Origin of the sequence: Citrobacter sp. BDA59-3 (genome assembly GCF_015167655.1) — a bacterium.
Taxonomy (GTDB): domain Bacteria; phylum Pseudomonadota; class Gammaproteobacteria; order Enterobacterales; family Enterobacteriaceae; genus Phytobacter; species Phytobacter diazotrophicus.
The window spans coordinates 5,203,460-5,220,343 of sequence record NZ_CP063427.1 but is presented as its reverse complement, the minus strand read 5'-3'; the positions used below and the strand labels follow the sequence as shown (position 1 = coordinate 5,220,343).

The 16,884-nt window shown below is 51.5% G+C and carries 15 protein-coding genes; 5 read left to right on the top strand and 10 right to left on the bottom strand.

Annotation, left to right across the window (positions count from 1 at the left end; translation table 11 throughout):
• Window positions 1-3: 3 nt before the first annotated feature.
• From IP582_RS24580 to rfaQ, 6 genes are all read right to left on the bottom strand, one after another.
• Window positions 4-774, bottom strand: coding sequence for a glycosyltransferase family 2 protein (locus tag IP582_RS24580; RefSeq protein ID WP_193794695.1), 771 nt, complete (start codon window positions 772-774; stop codon window positions 4-6).
• Window positions 774-2,048 (bottom strand): lipid IV(A) 3-deoxy-D-manno-octulosonic acid transferase, encoded by a 1,275-nt coding sequence (waaA, locus tag IP582_RS24575; protein ID WP_039080119.1) that lies wholly within the window; start codon window positions 2,046-2,048, stop codon window positions 774-776. The genes IP582_RS24580 and waaA overlap by 1 nt, the downstream gene beginning before the upstream one ends.
• A gap of 115 nt (window positions 2,049-2,163) precedes the next feature.
• Window positions 2,164-3,153, bottom strand: a complete 990-nt coding sequence (locus IP582_RS24570) for a glycosyltransferase (RefSeq protein WP_193794694.1) — start codon at window positions 3,151-3,153, stop codon at window positions 2,164-2,166.
• 28 nt (window positions 3,154-3,181) lie between these two features.
• Window positions 3,182-4,276, bottom strand: coding sequence for a glycosyltransferase (locus tag IP582_RS24565; RefSeq protein ID WP_193796342.1), 1,095 nt, complete (start codon window positions 4,274-4,276; stop codon window positions 3,182-3,184).
• Window positions 4,277-4,278: 2 nt separating this feature from the next.
• The gene (locus IP582_RS24560) at window positions 4,279-5,406 is read right to left on the bottom strand and encodes a glycosyltransferase family 4 protein (protein WP_193794693.1); all 1,128 of its coding nucleotides are present in this window, start codon (window positions 5,404-5,406) and stop codon (window positions 4,279-4,281) included.
• The gene (gene rfaQ, locus IP582_RS24555; protein ID WP_193794692.1) at window positions 5,403-6,479 is read right to left on the bottom strand and encodes a putative lipopolysaccharide heptosyltransferase III; all 1,077 of its coding nucleotides are present in this window, start codon (window positions 6,477-6,479) and stop codon (window positions 5,403-5,405) included. Before rfaQ ends, IP582_RS24560 begins: the two co-directional genes overlap by 4 nt.
• Before the next feature lie 110 nt (window positions 6,480-6,589).
• Here rfaQ and IP582_RS24550 point away from each other — a divergent pair, with 110 nt between their 5' ends.
• The 3 genes from IP582_RS24550 (at window position 6,590) to IP582_RS24540 (ending at window position 9,995) form a co-directional block, all read left to right on the top strand.
• Window positions 6,590-7,552, top strand: a complete 963-nt coding sequence (locus IP582_RS24550; protein ID WP_193794691.1) for a polysaccharide deacetylase family protein — start codon at window positions 6,590-6,592, stop codon at window positions 7,550-7,552.
• Window positions 7,553-7,653: 101 nt separating this feature from the next.
• Window positions 7,654-8,742 (top strand): glycosyltransferase, encoded by a 1,089-nt coding sequence (locus IP582_RS24545; protein ID WP_193794690.1) that lies wholly within the window; start codon window positions 7,654-7,656, stop codon window positions 8,740-8,742.
• Window positions 8,739-9,995 carry an O-antigen ligase gene (locus IP582_RS24540; RefSeq protein ID WP_193794689.1) on the top strand — a complete coding sequence of 419 codons (1,257 nt, stop codon included), beginning with the start codon at window positions 8,739-8,741 and terminating at the stop codon, window positions 9,993-9,995. The genes IP582_RS24545 and IP582_RS24540 overlap by 4 nt, the downstream gene beginning before the upstream one ends.
• Before the next feature lie 27 nt (window positions 9,996-10,022).
• On the opposite strand, the gene IP582_RS24535 is transcribed toward IP582_RS24540, so the two are convergent.
• The 4 genes from IP582_RS24535 to rfaD form a co-directional block, all read right to left on the bottom strand.
• Entirely contained in the window at window positions 10,023-11,120 is a 1,098-nt protein-coding gene (locus IP582_RS24535) for a glycosyltransferase family 9 protein (RefSeq protein WP_193794688.1), read from the bottom strand.
• Between the two features lie 141 nt (window positions 11,121-11,261).
• On the bottom strand, window positions 11,262-12,236 hold the full coding sequence (gene rfaC / locus IP582_RS24530) for a lipopolysaccharide heptosyltransferase RfaC (RefSeq protein WP_193794687.1): 975 nt from the start codon (window positions 12,234-12,236) through the stop codon (window positions 11,262-11,264).
• Between the two features lie 3 nt (window positions 12,237-12,239).
• Window positions 12,240-13,286 (bottom strand): ADP-heptose--LPS heptosyltransferase RfaF, encoded by a 1,047-nt coding sequence (gene rfaF / locus IP582_RS24525; RefSeq protein ID WP_193794686.1) that lies wholly within the window; start codon window positions 13,284-13,286, stop codon window positions 12,240-12,242.
• Window positions 13,287-13,402: 116 nt separating this feature from the next.
• Complete coding sequence (rfaD, locus tag IP582_RS24520) at window positions 13,403-14,347, bottom strand: ADP-glyceromanno-heptose 6-epimerase (protein WP_039080128.1); 945 nt, start codon at window positions 14,345-14,347, stop codon at window positions 13,403-13,405.
• Between the two features lie 216 nt (window positions 14,348-14,563).
• Here rfaD and kbl point away from each other — a divergent pair, with 216 nt between their 5' ends.
• Complete coding sequence (gene kbl / locus IP582_RS24515; protein WP_193794685.1) at window positions 14,564-15,760, top strand: glycine C-acetyltransferase; 1,197 nt, start codon at window positions 14,564-14,566, stop codon at window positions 15,758-15,760.
• A 9-nt stretch (window positions 15,761-15,769) separates the two neighbouring features.
• On the top strand, window positions 15,770-16,795 hold the full coding sequence (gene tdh / locus IP582_RS24510) for an L-threonine 3-dehydrogenase (protein ID WP_039080130.1): 1,026 nt from the start codon (window positions 15,770-15,772) through the stop codon (window positions 16,793-16,795).
• The last annotated feature ends 89 nt before the right edge of the window (window positions 16,796-16,884 follow it).

The following is a 16,884-nucleotide window of genomic DNA, read 5'->3' as shown; positions in this document are numbered from 1 at the left end:
CGCTTAGGCTTTCTCGCTGTAACCGTGGTTTAGCGCCCACAGTTCGGTGTATTTGTTGAAAGTATACTGCGCATTGACCACCGCGAGCAGCCAGCCTTGTTTGCCATCCAGCACGCCACCGCGCAGCAGCAGCGTTTTCAGGAACGCCCCCAGCGTATGGGTGAAAATACCCGCCAGCGATGCCTTCTTGCCCTTCTGATGACGTTCTTGCGCCCAGGCTGTGGCGTAATTGAGCTGTTTGCGCTGAAAGCTGGCGAAATCACGGCAGGTTAAATGCAGCAGGTCGCCTTTCAGTTCGATAACTTTTGCGCCCTGGGTGTCCAGTGACTCATGTACGAGACTGGCGTTGTACTGGTAACGCTCGCGTGGGTAGAGCCGCATCACCCGGTCAGGGTACCAACCACTGTGACGCATAAAACGTCCCAGGAAAAAGTTACGACGGGCGATGCTGTAAACCGCATCCGGCTGTGGTGCATCAAGCACCGCGCGAATAGATCGCGCCAGTTCCGGTGTGACCCGTTCATCGGTGTCAATCATCAGGACATAGTCACCGCTGGCAAAGCGTTGCGCCTTCTGGCGCTGAATACCATAGCCCTGCCAGTTGGTATCAGTGAAAACCTTTACCCCCGCCGCGCGTGCGACCTCTGATGTTGCATCCTGGCTGCCGGAATCGAGCAGGATAATTTCATCGGCCCATGCGACTGACGCTAAGCAATCAGGCAGCAGGTCTGCCGCGTTTTTGGCGATCATGACCACCGACAGGCGTTGAGACATTAATGGCTCCGCTGAGGCAAATACGGTTGCAGGAGTTGCAGCAGACGCGTCAGCGCGCCCTGGTTCTGATGCAGGACTTCAACGGCGTGGCGACCACACCACAGACGGTAATCTTCGTCGGTCAGCAAGGTCGAGACCTCTTTGACCAGCGAGTCGGCATCGGTGACGGTAATCAGGCCATCAGCGGCTTGCAGGCGCGCGCAGATATCTTTGAAGTTGAAGGTGTGTGGACCCATCAGCACAGGAATGGCATGTGCCGCCGGCTCCAGCGGGTTATGACCGCCGCGCTCAACCAGGCTGCCGCCGACAAAGGCCATATCAGCAATACCGTAAAGCAGCATCAGTTCACCCATGGTATCGCCAATAACGACCTGAGTACTGCCGGAAGGAATTTCACCCGAGCTTCTCATGATGAAACTAAAGCCGCCTTTGCGCACCATTTCGCGGGCGTCAGGGAAGCGCTCCGGGTGACGCGGCACCAGGATCAGCAGTAAATCAGGGAACGTCTCCAGCAACTTGCGATGTGCCTGCAGGATAATCGTCTCTTCGCCGTCGTGGGTGCTGGTAGCAATCCATACTTTACGGCGAGGCGCCCACTGACGCCGCAGTGTGATGGCTTTGGCGGCTAATTCCGGGGTGACGGAGATATCAAATTTCAGGCTGCCGGTAACGGCAAGCTGGCCCCGTTTCAGGCCCAACTGCAGAAAACGATCGCCATCTTCCTGGGTTTGCGCGGCAATCAAGGTGATTCTGCTGAGCAGACGACGCATAAATCGCCCCAGTTTGCCGTAGCCCTTGGCCGAACGGTCCGACAGGCGTGCATTGGCGATCACCAGCGGAATTTTGCGACGGTTCAGCGCGGCAATCATATTGGGCCACAGTTCGGTTTCCATCACGATCACCAGCTTTGGGCGGACCGTATCAAGAAAACGGCCCATCGCGCCGGGCAGATCGTAAGGGAGATAGACATGATGAACATCTTTGCCAAAGGCAGACATCACACGTTCTGAGCCCGTCGGTGTCATGGTGGTGACGGTAATGGGCAGCATGGGATAGCGATGGCGCAATGCACGTACCAGCGGAATGGCCGCCAGCGTTTCACCAACGGAGACGGAATGCAGCAAAATACCGTCCGGCTTCACTTTATTACGGCAAAAACCATAGCGTTCAGCCCAGCGTTTACGGTAAGCCGGGGCCTTGCGGCTGCGAAGCAGAAGCCGCAGCCACACCAGAGGCTGAATTAAGTAGAGCAGGATGGTATACAACAATTCCAAGCGATTATCCGTTTTTTGAGTTTCGGCGGGCAAATTCTAAGCATTTAGCCCGCTTAAAGCTATCTCTTTGGCGCATTGATACTGCGCCAGGGCTATAGCGGGAACGCGGCACACGCTATGCGACATCGCGGTATTTTTTAATCCGGAAATAACGGCGCCCCAGACGCCAGCGTAAACGCAATGAGCTGGCATTGGTCCAAATGAGCCGCCAGATTCCACGATCGAAAAACTCACTGATGATAATACGTTTTTTCGCTTCATCTTTCATTTCATCGAACGTATGAATAATGCCAAGCCCCTCTTTGGCGATTTGCCAGCGACAGGCGGAGATGTTACGCGCCTTATCCGGGTAACGCTTATTGATGGCGTCCAGCATCTCAAGAATTTTCATGTAATGACGCGCTGAGCGCATCAGCGTATCGTCATTGTCCGGCTTGTGCGACACCGATTCCGAATGAATGTAGTAGTCATAAAAGGATTCGCTGGTGTACTGCACGCGTTCTGCAGCCAGCAGCACTTCCGTGGTCCAGGGAATATCCTGATGACGCAGCCCCGGTTCGAAATGAAAATTGTGCCGGGTAATAAATTCCCGGCGATAGATATTCAGCCAGGTGACGTGCAGAAATTTGCGCGAGTCGAGCGCGGTTTTCAGCCAGACGTGGCCCGGCAATACCGGTGTGGAAGATAAGCGCTCAGGTGGGAAAATAGGGTGGCTTTCACGGTTCTTTTCGTAAACATAGCGGCCATTACAGGTGGCAACATCAAGATTGCCTTTTTCAGCCATATCCAACAGCGTGCGGAACATCCCAGGGTAGAGCTTGTCGTCAATATCCGGGAAGGTCAGGTATTTACCCTTCGCCATGGCGAGGCCGGAATTTCGCGCGACGGAAACGCCCTGGTTTTCCTGTTGAATTAGCGTAACGTTTTGCATTCTGTCGCGCCAGGCATCGATAACGGCCAGGCTGTCATCGGTCGAACCATCGTTTACCAGGATCAGTTCATAACTTTCAAGCTGCTGTTGTTCAATGCATTCAAAAAACTGTGCGAGAAATTTTCCGCCGTTATACACCGCGACCACGATGCTCAGTAAAGGGTTTTGACTCATAAAAGATCCGGTATCGGTAAGGTGCCTGTTACTCTTTGCCCAACTGGCGATATTGCTGACAGATTGTCTCCACGCTGAATTTTTCCAGCGCAGCCTGCTCAATAATCGGCGGGTTAGTGTAAATGCTTTGCATCGCCTGAGCCAGCGCAGGGCTATTGAGATCTGCAAGCCCTTGCGCCAGCGGGCCCGTCAGGATCTCCGGGATGCCGCCCGGACAACGGGTGCTGGCAACGGGAGTGCCCAGAATCAGCGCTTCAATGACGACATTACCCAGGCCTTCGCTATCGGAGCTGAGTACCAGCATCCGTGCCTGTTTCATCCATGAATGAGGGTTGCTCTGAAAACCTTTAAACAGCACGCGGTTGGCCACACCCAGCTTTTCAGCCAATGCGCGCAAACGCTCTTCTTGTTCTGGTTTGCCCTGGCCGAGCATCACTAACGGCGCGGTGATGTGACTCAGCGCATAGGCTTCAATCAGGCGGTCCTGACGTTTTCCGGGATGCAGGCGCCCGACGTGGATAATGTAATCCTGCCCGGCCATCTCAAAGGGAGCCTCGGCGCTTGCGCGGATCGCGGCAATATCAAAAGGGTTATAGATGGTTTTCAGTTGTGCAGGCTGAATGGCGAATTGTTCGACCAGATCCTGCCCTACGGCGCTGGAGACGCTAACGATATTACGCCCCTGGTAAACGTGTTTAATTTTCTGCTGTTTCAGCCAGCGGTCAAAGCCTGTCCGGTGGCCAAGATAAGAGGTTGAAAACACGCCATGCAGACAGAACCAGAGGTTGTGCGAGCGCAGCGTTTTACTGCGCGACACGATACGATCGGTTTTATGCAGGTTTGATAACACAAGGTCGAAACGACCAGACCGTTCGGCATCAACGACCGCATCGTCAAGCTGGCGCGCACGACGCGAAATCTCCGTCAGCTTACGCCAGGGCTTACGACATTTATCGGCGATAACCCGGTAATCCAGCCCGTCAGGCAGAGGGTATTCGCAGACGTCGCGCAGTGAAAAGAGTGATACCTCATCGCCCTGGCGTAAAAAAGTCTCTGCGAGCGTCAAAACGACTTTCTCGGCGCCGCCGCCCGGTAATCCATCAATGATAAACAGTATGCGCATGGTCATTTCACCAGCTTCTGGTAAAGGGCAAGTAATTGCGTCGACAGACGCCCGGCGGTGCAGGACAAAATACGTTCCCGGGCATGCTGGCCTTCGCTGGAGCCTAACGCGCGTGCGGGGAGCGCCATAACGGCGTCCTGCAATGCGGGAATATCCAGCGCATCGCATACGTAGCCATTCTGCCCCTGCACTATGAATTCCTGGCCGCCGCAGCCGGTCGTGGTGATGGCCGGTAAACCGCAGGCCATTGCTTCCAGAATCACATTGGGGAACGGATCGTAAAGGGTTGGCAGCAGCAGACCATCCGCCATTTGATAGAACGGTAGCGTCTCTGTTTGCATGCCAAAGAAATGCACCCGGCTGGCGCAGTTGAGCGATGCCGCCAGAGATTCGTAGCGACGCTGGTCTTTATCTTTGCCAACGACGAAAAGGTGGCGATCCGTAGGGGCAATAGCGCGAATGGCCGCATCCAGTCCCTTACGTTCAAAGCCCGAGCCGACATAGACCAGGCAGGTCGCCTGTAACGGGATCCCGCGCGCTTGTCGCAGGGCTGCAAACGTCTCTTCATCCGGCGGTGTAAAACGCTGATTATCGATGGCGTTGTAAATTACGTGGATTTTATCTGCCGGCAGGCCGAAATCCGCAATGATCTCCTGCTTTATCATCTCAGCGTTGCAAATGACGCCACGCAGATGGTCATGCTGGTACATCTCGCGTTCGGCATTCATCACATAGCGGTGATAGCGGTCAGCGAACAGCAAGGCTTGTTTCCAGCCGGGGAGAATTCGCGCGCGTTGCTCCAGCCAGCGGCGGTGCACGCCATCACCAGCGCGATACAGGTCGCACCCTGGGATGCGCTCATGGCTTTGCACAAGGTCGAACTGTTTGCTTTCCCAAAGCGCTCTGGCGGCGTTGGCGAACCCGCGTTCACGGCTGATGCGTCCCCATTTTCTGGGGTTACAGATATGAATGTGCCATTCCGGTTTTACCGGCCCCTGCCACTCGCGGGTGATGACATTCAGTTCGAGATTGCTACTATCGAGCGCTTCCAGCGCGCGGGAGACAAAACGTTCCGCGCCGCCATCAGGGCGGTATTTCTGTCTGACCAGCGCCAGGCGAAATTTACTCATGCTAAAACCCTTCTTGCCGCGGCGATAACCTCTTCTTCAGGAATTAAATCCAGGTAGCGTTCATCAGTGCGGGTATCAATCGCATCCGGATCGGGAAGCGGGCCGTAATCGCCAGCCCAAATGACTTCGCCCTGAGCCTGCCAGGGACGCCAGAAAGTCAGTTTAGAGGGGCCAAACAAGGCAACCAGCGGCGTATTCAGCGCGGCGGCCATGTGCATCGGTACGGAATCGACGCCAATAAACAGGCGGGCGTGATCAATCAGCGCACCGAGCTGGCGCAGCGTCAATTTACCGGCCAGCGAGACCAGGCGTGCATCCGGGCAGCCTGAGATAATGGTATCGACCATCTGTTTTTCTTTGGCGTCCGGGCCAGAGGTGAGCACAACGGTGTATCCGTCAGCCGAGAGCGCGTTAATCACTGCGCTCATCCGATCCTCTCGCCAGCATTTAAAGAACCAGCGTGAGGTAGGTTGCACGACGATATAGCCCCCGGTTAACCCTTCTGGTAACAATGCCTTGCAGGTCTGCCAGTCCGCCTCGCTATAGCCCATTTTGGCCGGGGCATTTTGTACCTCTATACCCAGCGGCGCCAGAATGGAGAGATTTTGCTGGACCGTATGCAGGCTGTTATGGGCCTGCGTGGAAGCCAGAACGGTATGGCAAAAACGCCAAATGGGGTGACGGCGTTTCGGGAAATCAAAGCCGATGCGCTGTGGGGCTCCGGTAAAGCGGGTGACGATAGCGCTGCGCCATTGGTCGGCCAGGTTCAGTACCAGGTCGTAGTGTTGCTTGCGTAAAGTGCGCAGAAGCCCCCATTCCATCGCGATCAGGTGCCGCTGCCCCTGTTTTTTCCATTTTCGGTCAATACCGTAAATGTGATGGATATCGGTGTTGGCGGCGAGCATATCCCGTGTCTCTTCATACAGCAAAACGTCGATTTTCACGTCAGGATAGCGCTGGCGAAGTGTCTGAATCACGGGTGTAATCAGCAGCATATCGCCATGATGGCGTAGCTTTATCACTAAAATGCGCGCAGGCATTTTGCTGTCGAAAGGGCGGGTTTCGGGCGTCATACGGTCTTCTTAATCCGATCACAAGCCTCTGATTCTAGGTTATCAGATGCATTGAGAGAAGCGTTGTATTGCTCTACCATGACCGGATAACTAAGCCTGAGGACAAAGACGTGCAGAAACCGGCATTTCTTATCACGATCGATACAGAGGGTGACAACCTCTGGCAAAAAAATGACAGTATCACCACGGAAAATGCGAAATATTTGCCGCGTTTTCAGGCTGTGTGTGAAAAGTATGGTTTTAAACCGGTCTATCTGACTAATTACGAAATGGCCATCGACCCGTTTTTTATTGAGTTTGGCCAGGACGTGATTGCCCGGGGGACGGCAGAAATCGGCATGCATTTACATGCCTGGAATAGCCCGCCAGAGACGCCGCTGACCGATAACGACTGGCGCTACAAACCCTACCTCATTGAATATTCCGACGCACTAATGCGGGAAAAGGTCGATTTTATGACCAAACTCCTGCAGGACACCTTCCAGACCAAAATGCGCAGCCATCGTGCCGGTCGCTGGGCCTTTGATGAACGCTATGCGCGCCTGCTGATCGAATATGGCTACGAGGTGGACTGTTCCGTCACACCAAAAGTGAACTGGAAAACTGCGAAAGGGGCACCACAGGGAACCGGGGGCACGGATTATCGCCAGTTCCCGCTGCAGGCCTATTTTCTTGATGAAAACGACATCAGTAAGCCCGGCAATTCACCGCTGCTTGAGGTGCCAATGAGCATCCAGTTCAAGCACTCGGCGCTGATGAACAGTATCAAACAGGGCTACGACAAACTGCGCGGTAAATTGCGTTCGCCTTCTGTCCATTGGCTACGCCCGATGGGCGGCAATGTCGAGACGATGCAGCGTGTCGTGGAGCAGACGCTGGCGCAGGGCAACGACTACGTTGAGTACATGCTGCACTCGTCTGAATATATGCCGGGCGGGAGCCCGACGTTTAAGAATGAACAGGATATCGAGCGTCTGTACGATGACCTTGAGTCCTTCTTTACATGGCTGCAGCCGCGTGTTCAGGGAATGACTCTGGCGGACTATTATCAGCAGAAAAAACCAAAAATATAAGACTTATGCCCCACTGCCGCATTGTGGGACCCCATGGGATTTGACTGATTTACGTTAAGTCACCATGTTTATGATGATAGTAATTACTCAGAAGAATACTCATGATCGAAAAGAAAAAAATCCTCTTTATCGCTGAAATGCTGGCAGGAAGAGGAGGTATGGAAAATGTTACCCGGCAGGTCATCTTGCAATTAAATGCCGATCCTGAGTATTCGGCAGGTCTTTTTCTTCTTGATAACGATTGCGAATTTTCCGCTTCGTCCTGGCGTGAAGGTATTGTTTGGGGACAAAGCAAAAGGATCACTCGCAACCCAAAAATTACACGCTTGATGCATGCTGTCATGCTGGCGTTATTTATTGCGAAACATAAACCAGATTATGTCATTGCGATGAACACCATTCCATGTCTCATTGCCAGGCGCGCAATTATGCTTTCTCGTGTAAAGACAGTTTTATCCACCTGGATGCATTTGCCGCCCAATGGTAGATATCGGCCTCGTTACCTGATGCGTGCTGACCACCATTTTGCTATCAGTAGAGACATTGCAAATCAACTGGTCGCATTAGGGGCGGCGCCTGAGTCTATCGACGTGGTATTTAACCCCGTCAGAAAGGTGGCGACTATGATTAAGCGGCCCGAGAATTTGAAGATGTTATACCTCGGCCGCATCCATTTCACCGGGCAAAAGAATCTTAAAGACCTGCTTGATGCTGCGAGCAAATTAACAACCACCTGGTCTCTTGATATTCTGGGGGACGGTGAGGATTATGCTCGATGCCTGGCCTATGCCGACAGCCTGGGAATTGCACAGCACATTACCTGGCATGGCTGGCAGGATAACAGTTGGGATTACATTGAGAAAAATATTAAAGAGGTGACCTGCCTGGTACTGACCTCCTCAATGGAAGGATTGCCACTGGTTCTGTTAGAGGCCATTGCTCGTGGTATTTATTGTGTATCTTCTGATTGTGTTAGTGGTCCTTCTGATATCATTAAAGAAGGCATCAATGGGCAACTCTATGAGACGTATAATGTTGAAGAGTTAGTAAGTATTCTTGATGCGCCTGATTTTAGCAAAACACTGCCGGATCAGAAGATTGTGAAAGATAGTATCCATGATTTTTATGAAGATGCCTATATGACGAATTTCAAAAACATATTACGGAAACGTAAACAGGGTACATTATGAAGAATGTATCTACACTAAATAAGTATTCAGAGTTAAGTGCTAATATTTTTTTTATCATACTGGTACTGTCATTATCGACTACCCTTTTTACTATCGGGTTTTCTCAAAAAATATTTTATACGTTAGGCTATGTCTCTTTTTTCATTGTTTGCTATGCGTATTTTAAACGCCGTGAACTGTTTATAGTCGTTACGCCAGTATTTCCCTTGATTTTGGCCTTGCTGATAACAGGTGTCATTCGATATTGCTGGTTTGTTTATTCTAAGTCAGACATCTCAAATTTTAGTGAGTATGATCTTAATAATCTAAGAAATTATGATCTCAGTGGTAAACGCTTTATTTTGTCAGCGTTTATGATCAGTGCTGCATTGATTTTATCTAAGTTCATTACAGCAAAAACCATTACAATCTGTAAAGTCATTCTTTTTGTGGCTATTGTTATAACTGCCGGTGTTGGCTGCTACGAATATTTTTATGTGACTCATGAGCGGATAAAATTAACGGCGGATGCAGCAAGCAGTTCATCGTATATGATTCTGATGGCTTATGCTTCTTATTTAGTGCTATCGAGGCAAACATCACGAGCCTTAGAGCATCTCTTTGACCTGTTTTATGCCGCGATCATTTTCGCGTTATTAATACTTTGTGAAACCCGGATTTCCGTTCTGGCATTTATTGTCGTGACAGTACTGTATCTCTTAATGAATGGCGATTTAAAAAGGTATGTAAAGGGCCGGACAATTATCATTGCTAGCTTTGTTTTAGCTCTCTTCATTATTGGTGTTACAAGCCAGCGCTGGGCCGAAGGGATAAAAAACATTGAAGATTATCAAACAAATAGCTCAACATCGTTGGGGGCAAGGGTAGCAATTTGGGACAGTGGAATTCACTTTGCCAGCCATCATTTTCTTTTCAGTACGCCATATCAAAGGACGACATTTGCGCAGTCATATATTAAGGAACACCATCCAGGTAATCTGGAGGGATATACCAATGTCAGATACAACATGCACAATGAATTCCTTGAAATATTAACCTTGCAGGGTGTTTTGGGGTTGCTATTTTTTGCTTTGATTTATCTTTCCTATCTGCGAGTTGCGATAACCAAAAGAGTGTTTACGTCAGCGGCGCTCCCACTATCCGTTATGTTTGTCTGCGGTCTGGCGGATTCTGTATTGATTAATGCTCAGACGGCTATGCTTTTCCTGATTTCGCTAACGTTATGCGCTATTTCTTTTAACAAGCAACGATAGTATGAGGGGGGAACCATCCCCCCTTAATTATGCATGACTATTCGTCGTATGCTTATGAAGCATATGTCCAACGGCATCGATAATGTCACTGACTTTAATGGTTGAAATAGGGTGATATTTGTCCTTAGTCATGATCTGAACGGCTGCATCATATCCCGGCCCCCAAATATCATTGTTATGATATTTACCATGCATCTCGTTACCATATAATGCAACAAGCGGTTTATTATATGTCGCAGCAATATGTACGATAGCGGTATCCGGCGATATGATCAGATCAGCATGGGCAATCAGAGCCATTGCGCTGTATAAAGTCGGGTGTGGATTTTTGTAAACCCCATCGGGTAACGCGATATCAAATCGCTTATTGGGATCAAAGTAGACTATATTATAATCAGGGTGTTTTTGACGTAGTTCAGAAAAAAGTTGCAGCACCTGCGTGACAGACATTTCTCTTTTAGCATCGGCAGCAAAAGGGTTAACGATAATATTTTTTGCATTAGGCAAGGTTTGTAGGAAAGCCGTTGTTTCGGTATTGATATCGTCCGGATAGAACAGTTCGTAATCTGTACTGGAATGGCTAAAATTTAGCTCATTCATGAGCAAGGCGTAGCGATGAGTGATGTGTTCCTGATAACCCAGAAAGGCGATGGTTTTATTGTAGAGGTTATATTGCTCTTTATTAAAACCGAGAACGTTTTTCGCTTTAATTTTCTTTAAAAAATGGAAACTGGCGGGCGATATCTTATCACCCATATCGATCACCAGATCGTAATCCTCAGCCGCCAGTTCAGTCGTGATGTTTGGGTTATCATCGAAGTGTATTTTTCGGATGTGCGGATTGTGCTCAATCACCACAACATTACTGCGCGTTGCCAGAATATCAACCGTATAGCCGTTGGTCTTAAGTTCTCTGATCAGCGATGTTGAGACAATCATATCGCCAATCTTACCGTCGTTGCGCAGAAGCAGTACTTTACTGATCGCCCGCAAATCAAAGGGTCTTCTGACCGGTTCATCCCATATCCATTTCGCCATTCGCATGCGCAATGCTTTCATGAAATAGTTACGTTTCCGGTTCCATGCGCGTAGGGTCGCAAATTTTTTTTGCTTGTGCGGTTTCATTATGTATTCCTGGATTTGAGCAATGTTCCCTTAGGTGCAGGATTTACTGTGATGTCTGATGGGATACCGGGCCAGCAGGCCACGACAGTCTTATGCACGGATGCAGGCGGCGATAAAAGAGGAATAAGCATGCGTATTTTTCTAAAGGGAGTCGATATAGTGATCGTTTTTTAGAATTTCAAAAATACGATCTGCCATGATTGCATCCATACTTCGTGTTGCGCTAGTCAGCTCGCGCTGGTTTTTTCCGTAACCGCCGATTAACCCTGGATCTGTTGGCCCGTAGAGCGTCAAATTCGGGCGATCCAGTGCCGCCGTTAAATGACTCAGACCGGTATCGACGGAAACCACAAACTTTGCCCCGGCCAGCACCTGAGCGACATTCTCCAGGCTCATGCGTGGCAGGACATCAACGAAATCATAGCCCTCGGCAAGGCGTTTTGCCCGTGCCTCTTCATGCGCCGCGCCCCAGGGGAGCTTGATACGCAGACCGCTGTTAGCCAGCAGGCCAATCAGCTCGCGCCAGTGGTTCTCAGGCCAGTGCTTATCATCACGCGTTGTGGCATGTAAAAAGACAGCATACGGCGCTTTCAGGCCGCTACTATTGGGAAAATGGCGGGCAATGGCGTAATCACCCTGAGTTTGCGGTTTGTCGTAGTCCAGGCTTTTCGCGAACAGTTCACGGGTGCGTTCCACCGCATGCTGCTGCTTTGCAATGTGGTGACGGTGGTTATAGAACAGGCTCGCCAGCGGTTCACGCGCGGTTTGCCAGTCCATCCCATGTTTGATGCCGTGGGCCAGGCGTGTCACCAGCGCGGCGCTTTTTACCAGCCCTTGAGCATCGATGATAACGTCGTAATATTCGGCCTGCACGGCGTGACGAAATGCGCGACGCTCTGCTTTTACAGGCGCAGAAAACCACGCTTTACGCCAGCGGCGAATCGCCACGGGAATAACCCTGTCAACCGCATCATGCCACGACGGGATTTGCGCAAAGTTTTCTTCTACCACCCAGTCAAAGCGAATACCGGGAATGGCCCGCACCGCGTCAGTTAACGCAGGCAGGGTATGCAGTACATCACCCATTGAAGAGGTTTTAACGATAAGAACCCGCATGCGTTATCCTTCTTCATTCAGCAACAGCGTGTTTAGCTCGCTCAATACCTGCTGCGGGGTAATGTCGATCAGGCTTTGATGATAGCCTTCGGCGGCATCGCCTTTGCGTACTTTGTGGTAGCCGGTAATCAGGCGAATCACCCGCGCTTTGTGCGACAGCGGTGGCGTGAAATCCGGGCTGCTTGGCCCATAAAGTGCGACCAGTGGGCGATTGAGTGCTGCGGCAACATGCATCAGGCCAGAGTCATTGCTGACGACCGCTTTACAGGACGCGAGTAGAATGACCGCCTGTTCAAGTTGGGTTTCTCCGGCCAGATTACGGCACCAGGCCTGCTGTTCAACGCTTAGCGTCGCGAGAATTTGATTACCTGCTTCATGATCTTTCGCCGAACCAAACAGCACAATCTGGAAGCCTTCATCAATCAGCTGTTTTGCCAGTTCCGCATAGTGATAGTGTGGCCAGCGCTTGGCCGGACCAAACTCAGCGCCGGGGCAAAAACCGATCAGCGGACGTTCCGCTGAGAGGCTAAAGGCAGCACAGGTCTGGCCTTTTTCGCTCTCAGTCACCTGTAACTGCGGCCATAACAGCGGTTGCGGCAAATCTTTCGCCGATGCCATTACGCCTTTATCGTAGGCCAATGCAACATAGCGCTCGATCATTAGCGGCCAGGCCTGCTTGTCCAAAACGCGCACATCGTTCAGTAAGCCGTAGCGCATTTCGCCGCGCCAGCCGGTACGGTGAGGCACGTTGGCAAAGAACGGGACCAGCGCCGATTTAAAGGAGTTTGGCAGGACGTATGCCCGGTCATAGCGTTTTGCCCGCAGGCTGTGACCCAGCTTACGGCGTTCGCCAAGTTCCAGCGCGCCGTGGCCCAGCGGCATCGGAATCGCCTCGTTGACTTCCGGCATCCGCGATAACAGCGGACGGCACCACGCGGGAGCCATCACGTCGATAATCGCCTGGGGGTAGCGCGCTTTGAGTGTGCGATAGAGACTTTGCGACATCATCATGTCGCCCACCCAGGACGGGCCGATCACCAATATTTTCATTCACTTCATCCTTCAAGCTGTCTCTGCGTTGGCTGCCTTTGTTCACCCCAGTCACAGCGTTATTCTATGCTCCTGGGGACTCACTCAGTTGCCGCCTTGATACCGCTTTAATGATTTTATGAATGGGTGCCGTTATCGCGGTTCAGCCAGGCCATATATTCCGTTACGCCTTCGGCAACGGTTTTGAATGGCTTGTCATAGCCCGCGGCACGCAGGTTGGTTAAGTCAGCCTGGGTGAATGCCTGATAGCGGCCTTTCAGTTTATCCGGGAACGGAATGTATTCGATGCTGCCTTTTTTGTGGAACGCCAGCGTTGCATCGGCCACGGCCTGGAAAGATTCCGCACGGCCGGTTCCGAGGTTGAAAATACCGGATACGCCATTTTCCCAGAACCACAGGTTGACGGCGGCCACATCGCCTACATAGACGAAGTCGCGTTTGAAGCTGTCGCTGCCTTCAAACAGTTTCGGGCTTTCGCCATTATTCAACTGGGTGTTGAGGTGGAACGCTACGCTCGCCATGCTGCCTTTGTGCCCTTCGCGCGGCCCGTAAACGTTGAAATAGCGGAAACCGACAACCGGAGAGTTGGCTTCCGGCAGGATCTGGCGCACATACTCATCGAACAGGAATTTAGAGTAACCGTAGACATTTAGCGGTTTTTCATATTCACGTGATTCGATAAAGTCGCTGGTGCGCCCGCCGTAGGTCGCCGCAGAAGAGGCGTACAGGAATGGAATTTCACGTTCCAGGCAGTAGTGCAGAACCTCTTTGGAGTACTGATAGTTATTATCCATCATGTACTTACCGTCCCACTCAGTGGTGGAGGAGCAGGCCCCTTCGTGGAAAATAGCCTCGATATCGCCGAATTCTTCACCCGCCATAATCTGGATAAGGAAGTCTTCTTTGTCCATGTAGTCGGCAATATCCAGATCCACCAGGTTCACAAACTTGGTGCCGTCTTTCAGATTGTCCACCACCAGAATGTCGGTGATGCCTTTATCATTCAGGGCTTTAACGATATTGCTGCCGATAAAACCCGCGCCGCCGGTAACGATAATCATAACTATGACCTTTGAATTGTGGAGCTCCGAGACTATCTCAGACACTAATGATTCTTATCATACCATCTCATTGCCAGCCCGACAGCCATTCACGGACAGGCCATAATCTTACACGTGATTTATGCTACAAAGTGCGCAACAGGTGATGCGTCATCTCGTATCAACGTATAGCTTTGGGTAATATGTGCCGAAATTTGCCCAGTCTGGAGAATTGCGATGCGTGGGGATTTTTACAAGCAGTTAACGAGCGACCTGGAGACCGCACGTGCGGAAGGGTTGTTTAAAGAAGAACGCATTATCACGTCGGCCCAGCAAGCTGATATCACCGTGGCGAATGGAAGCCACGTCATTAACTTCTGCGCCAACAACTATCTCGGTCTGGCCAACCATCCTGAATTGATTGCCGCCGCGAAAGCAGGGATGGACAGCCACGGCTTCGGCATGGCCTCTGTACGTTTTATTTGCGGTACGCAGGACAGCCACAAAGAGCTTGAAAAGAAACTCGCTGAGTTCCTCGGTATGGAAGATGCGATCCTCTATTCCTCCTGCTTTGATGCCAACGGCGGTCTGTTCGAAACCCTGTTGGGCGCAGAAGACGCCATTATCTCTGATGCCCTGAACCATGCCTCGATCATCGACGGCGTGCGTCTGTGTAAAGCGAAGCGTTTCCGCTACGCCAACAACGATATGCAGGAGCTGGAAGCGTGTCTGAAAGAGGCCCGCGAAGCCGGTGCCCGCCATGTGCTGATTGCCACCGACGGCGTCTTCTCGATGGACGGCGTGATTGCCAACCTGAAAGGTGTCTGCGACCTGGCAGATAAGTACGATGCGCTGGTAATGGTTGATGACTCCCACGCGGTGGGGTTTGTCGGCGATAACGGTCGTGGCTCGCACGAGTACTGCGACGTCATGGGCCGGGTGGACATCATTACCGGTACGCTGGGTAAAGCGCTCGGCGGCGCGTCTGGCGGTTATACCGCAGCGCGTAAAGAGGTCGTTGAATGGCTGCGTCAGCGCTCACGCCCATATCTTTTCTCCAACTCACTGGCCCCGGCGATTGTCGCTGCCTCCATTAAGGTGCTGGAGATGGTGGAAGCGGGGAGCGAGCTGCGTGACCGTCTGTGGTCTAACGCGCGTCTGTTCCGTGAAAAGATGAGTGCCGCAGGCTTTACCCTGGCGGGTGCCGATCACGCCATCATTCCGGTAATGCTCGGTGATGCGGTAGTGGCGCAGAATTTTGCCCGCGAGCTGCAAAAAGAGGGGATTTACGTGACGGGCTTCTTCTTCCCGGTTGTGCCAAAAGGCCAGGCGCGTATTCGTACCCAAATGTCTGCTGCTCATACCCCTGAGCAAATCGAACGTGCGGTGGCTGCCTTTACCCGCATCGGTAAACAACTGGGCGTCATCGCCTGAGGACGTAAGATGAAAGCGCTATCTAAGTTGAAAGCGGAAGAAGGCATCTGGATGAACGATGTTCCGGCTCCGGAAGTCGGACATAACGACCTGCTGATTAAAATTCGCAAAACGGCTATTTGCGGTACTGATGTGCATATCTATAACTGGGACGAATGGTCGCAAAAAACGATCCCGGTACCGATGGTGGTTGGGCATGAGTACGTGGGTGAAGTGGTTGGCATCGGCCAGGAAGTGAAAGGCTTTAACATCGGCGACCGCGTTTCCGGTGAAGGCCACATTACCTGCGGCCATTGCCGTAACTGCCGCGCTGGACGCACGCACTTATGCCGCAACACCGTGGGTGTTGGCGTCAACCGTCCCGGTTGTTTTGCAGAATACCTGGTTATTCCTGCCTTTAACGCTTTCAAAATCCCGGACAACATTTCCGACGACCTGGCCTCTATTTTCGATCCGTTCGGCAACGCGGTTCACACCGCGCTCTCCTTCGACCTGGTTGGGGAAGATGTACTGGTTTCCGGCGCTGGCCCGATTGGTATTATGGCGGCGGCGGTGGCAAAACACGTTGGCGCGCGCCATGTGGTTATCACTGATGTGAATGAATACCGTCTGGATCTGGCACGTAAAATGGGCGTTACCCGTGCGGTCAACGTAGCGAAAGAGAACCTCTCCGATGTGATGGCAGAGCTGGGAATGACCGAAGGTTTTGATGTCGGTCTGGAAATGTCCGGCGCGCCGCCAGCCTTCCGTACCATGCTTGATACCATGAACCACGGCGGTCGTATTGCGATGCTGGGTATTCCGCCGTCTGATATGGCTATCGACTGGAATAAAGTGATCTTCAAGGGCCTCTTTATTAAAGGTATCTATGGCCGTGAAATGTTTGAAACCTGGTACAAAATGGCGGCATTAATCCAGTCCGGACTGGATTTGTCGCCTATTATCACCCACCGTTTCGGCATTGATGACTTCCAGAAAGGTTTTGATGCTATGCGTTCTGGTCAGTCAGGTAAGGTAATCCTTAGCTGGAACTAAAAATAAAGACGCCTGCGGGCGTCTTTCTCTTATCCTTTTCCTGTTTTCAACCTTACATCGCACTAAAGGCACAATTTCCGTAACAGTGT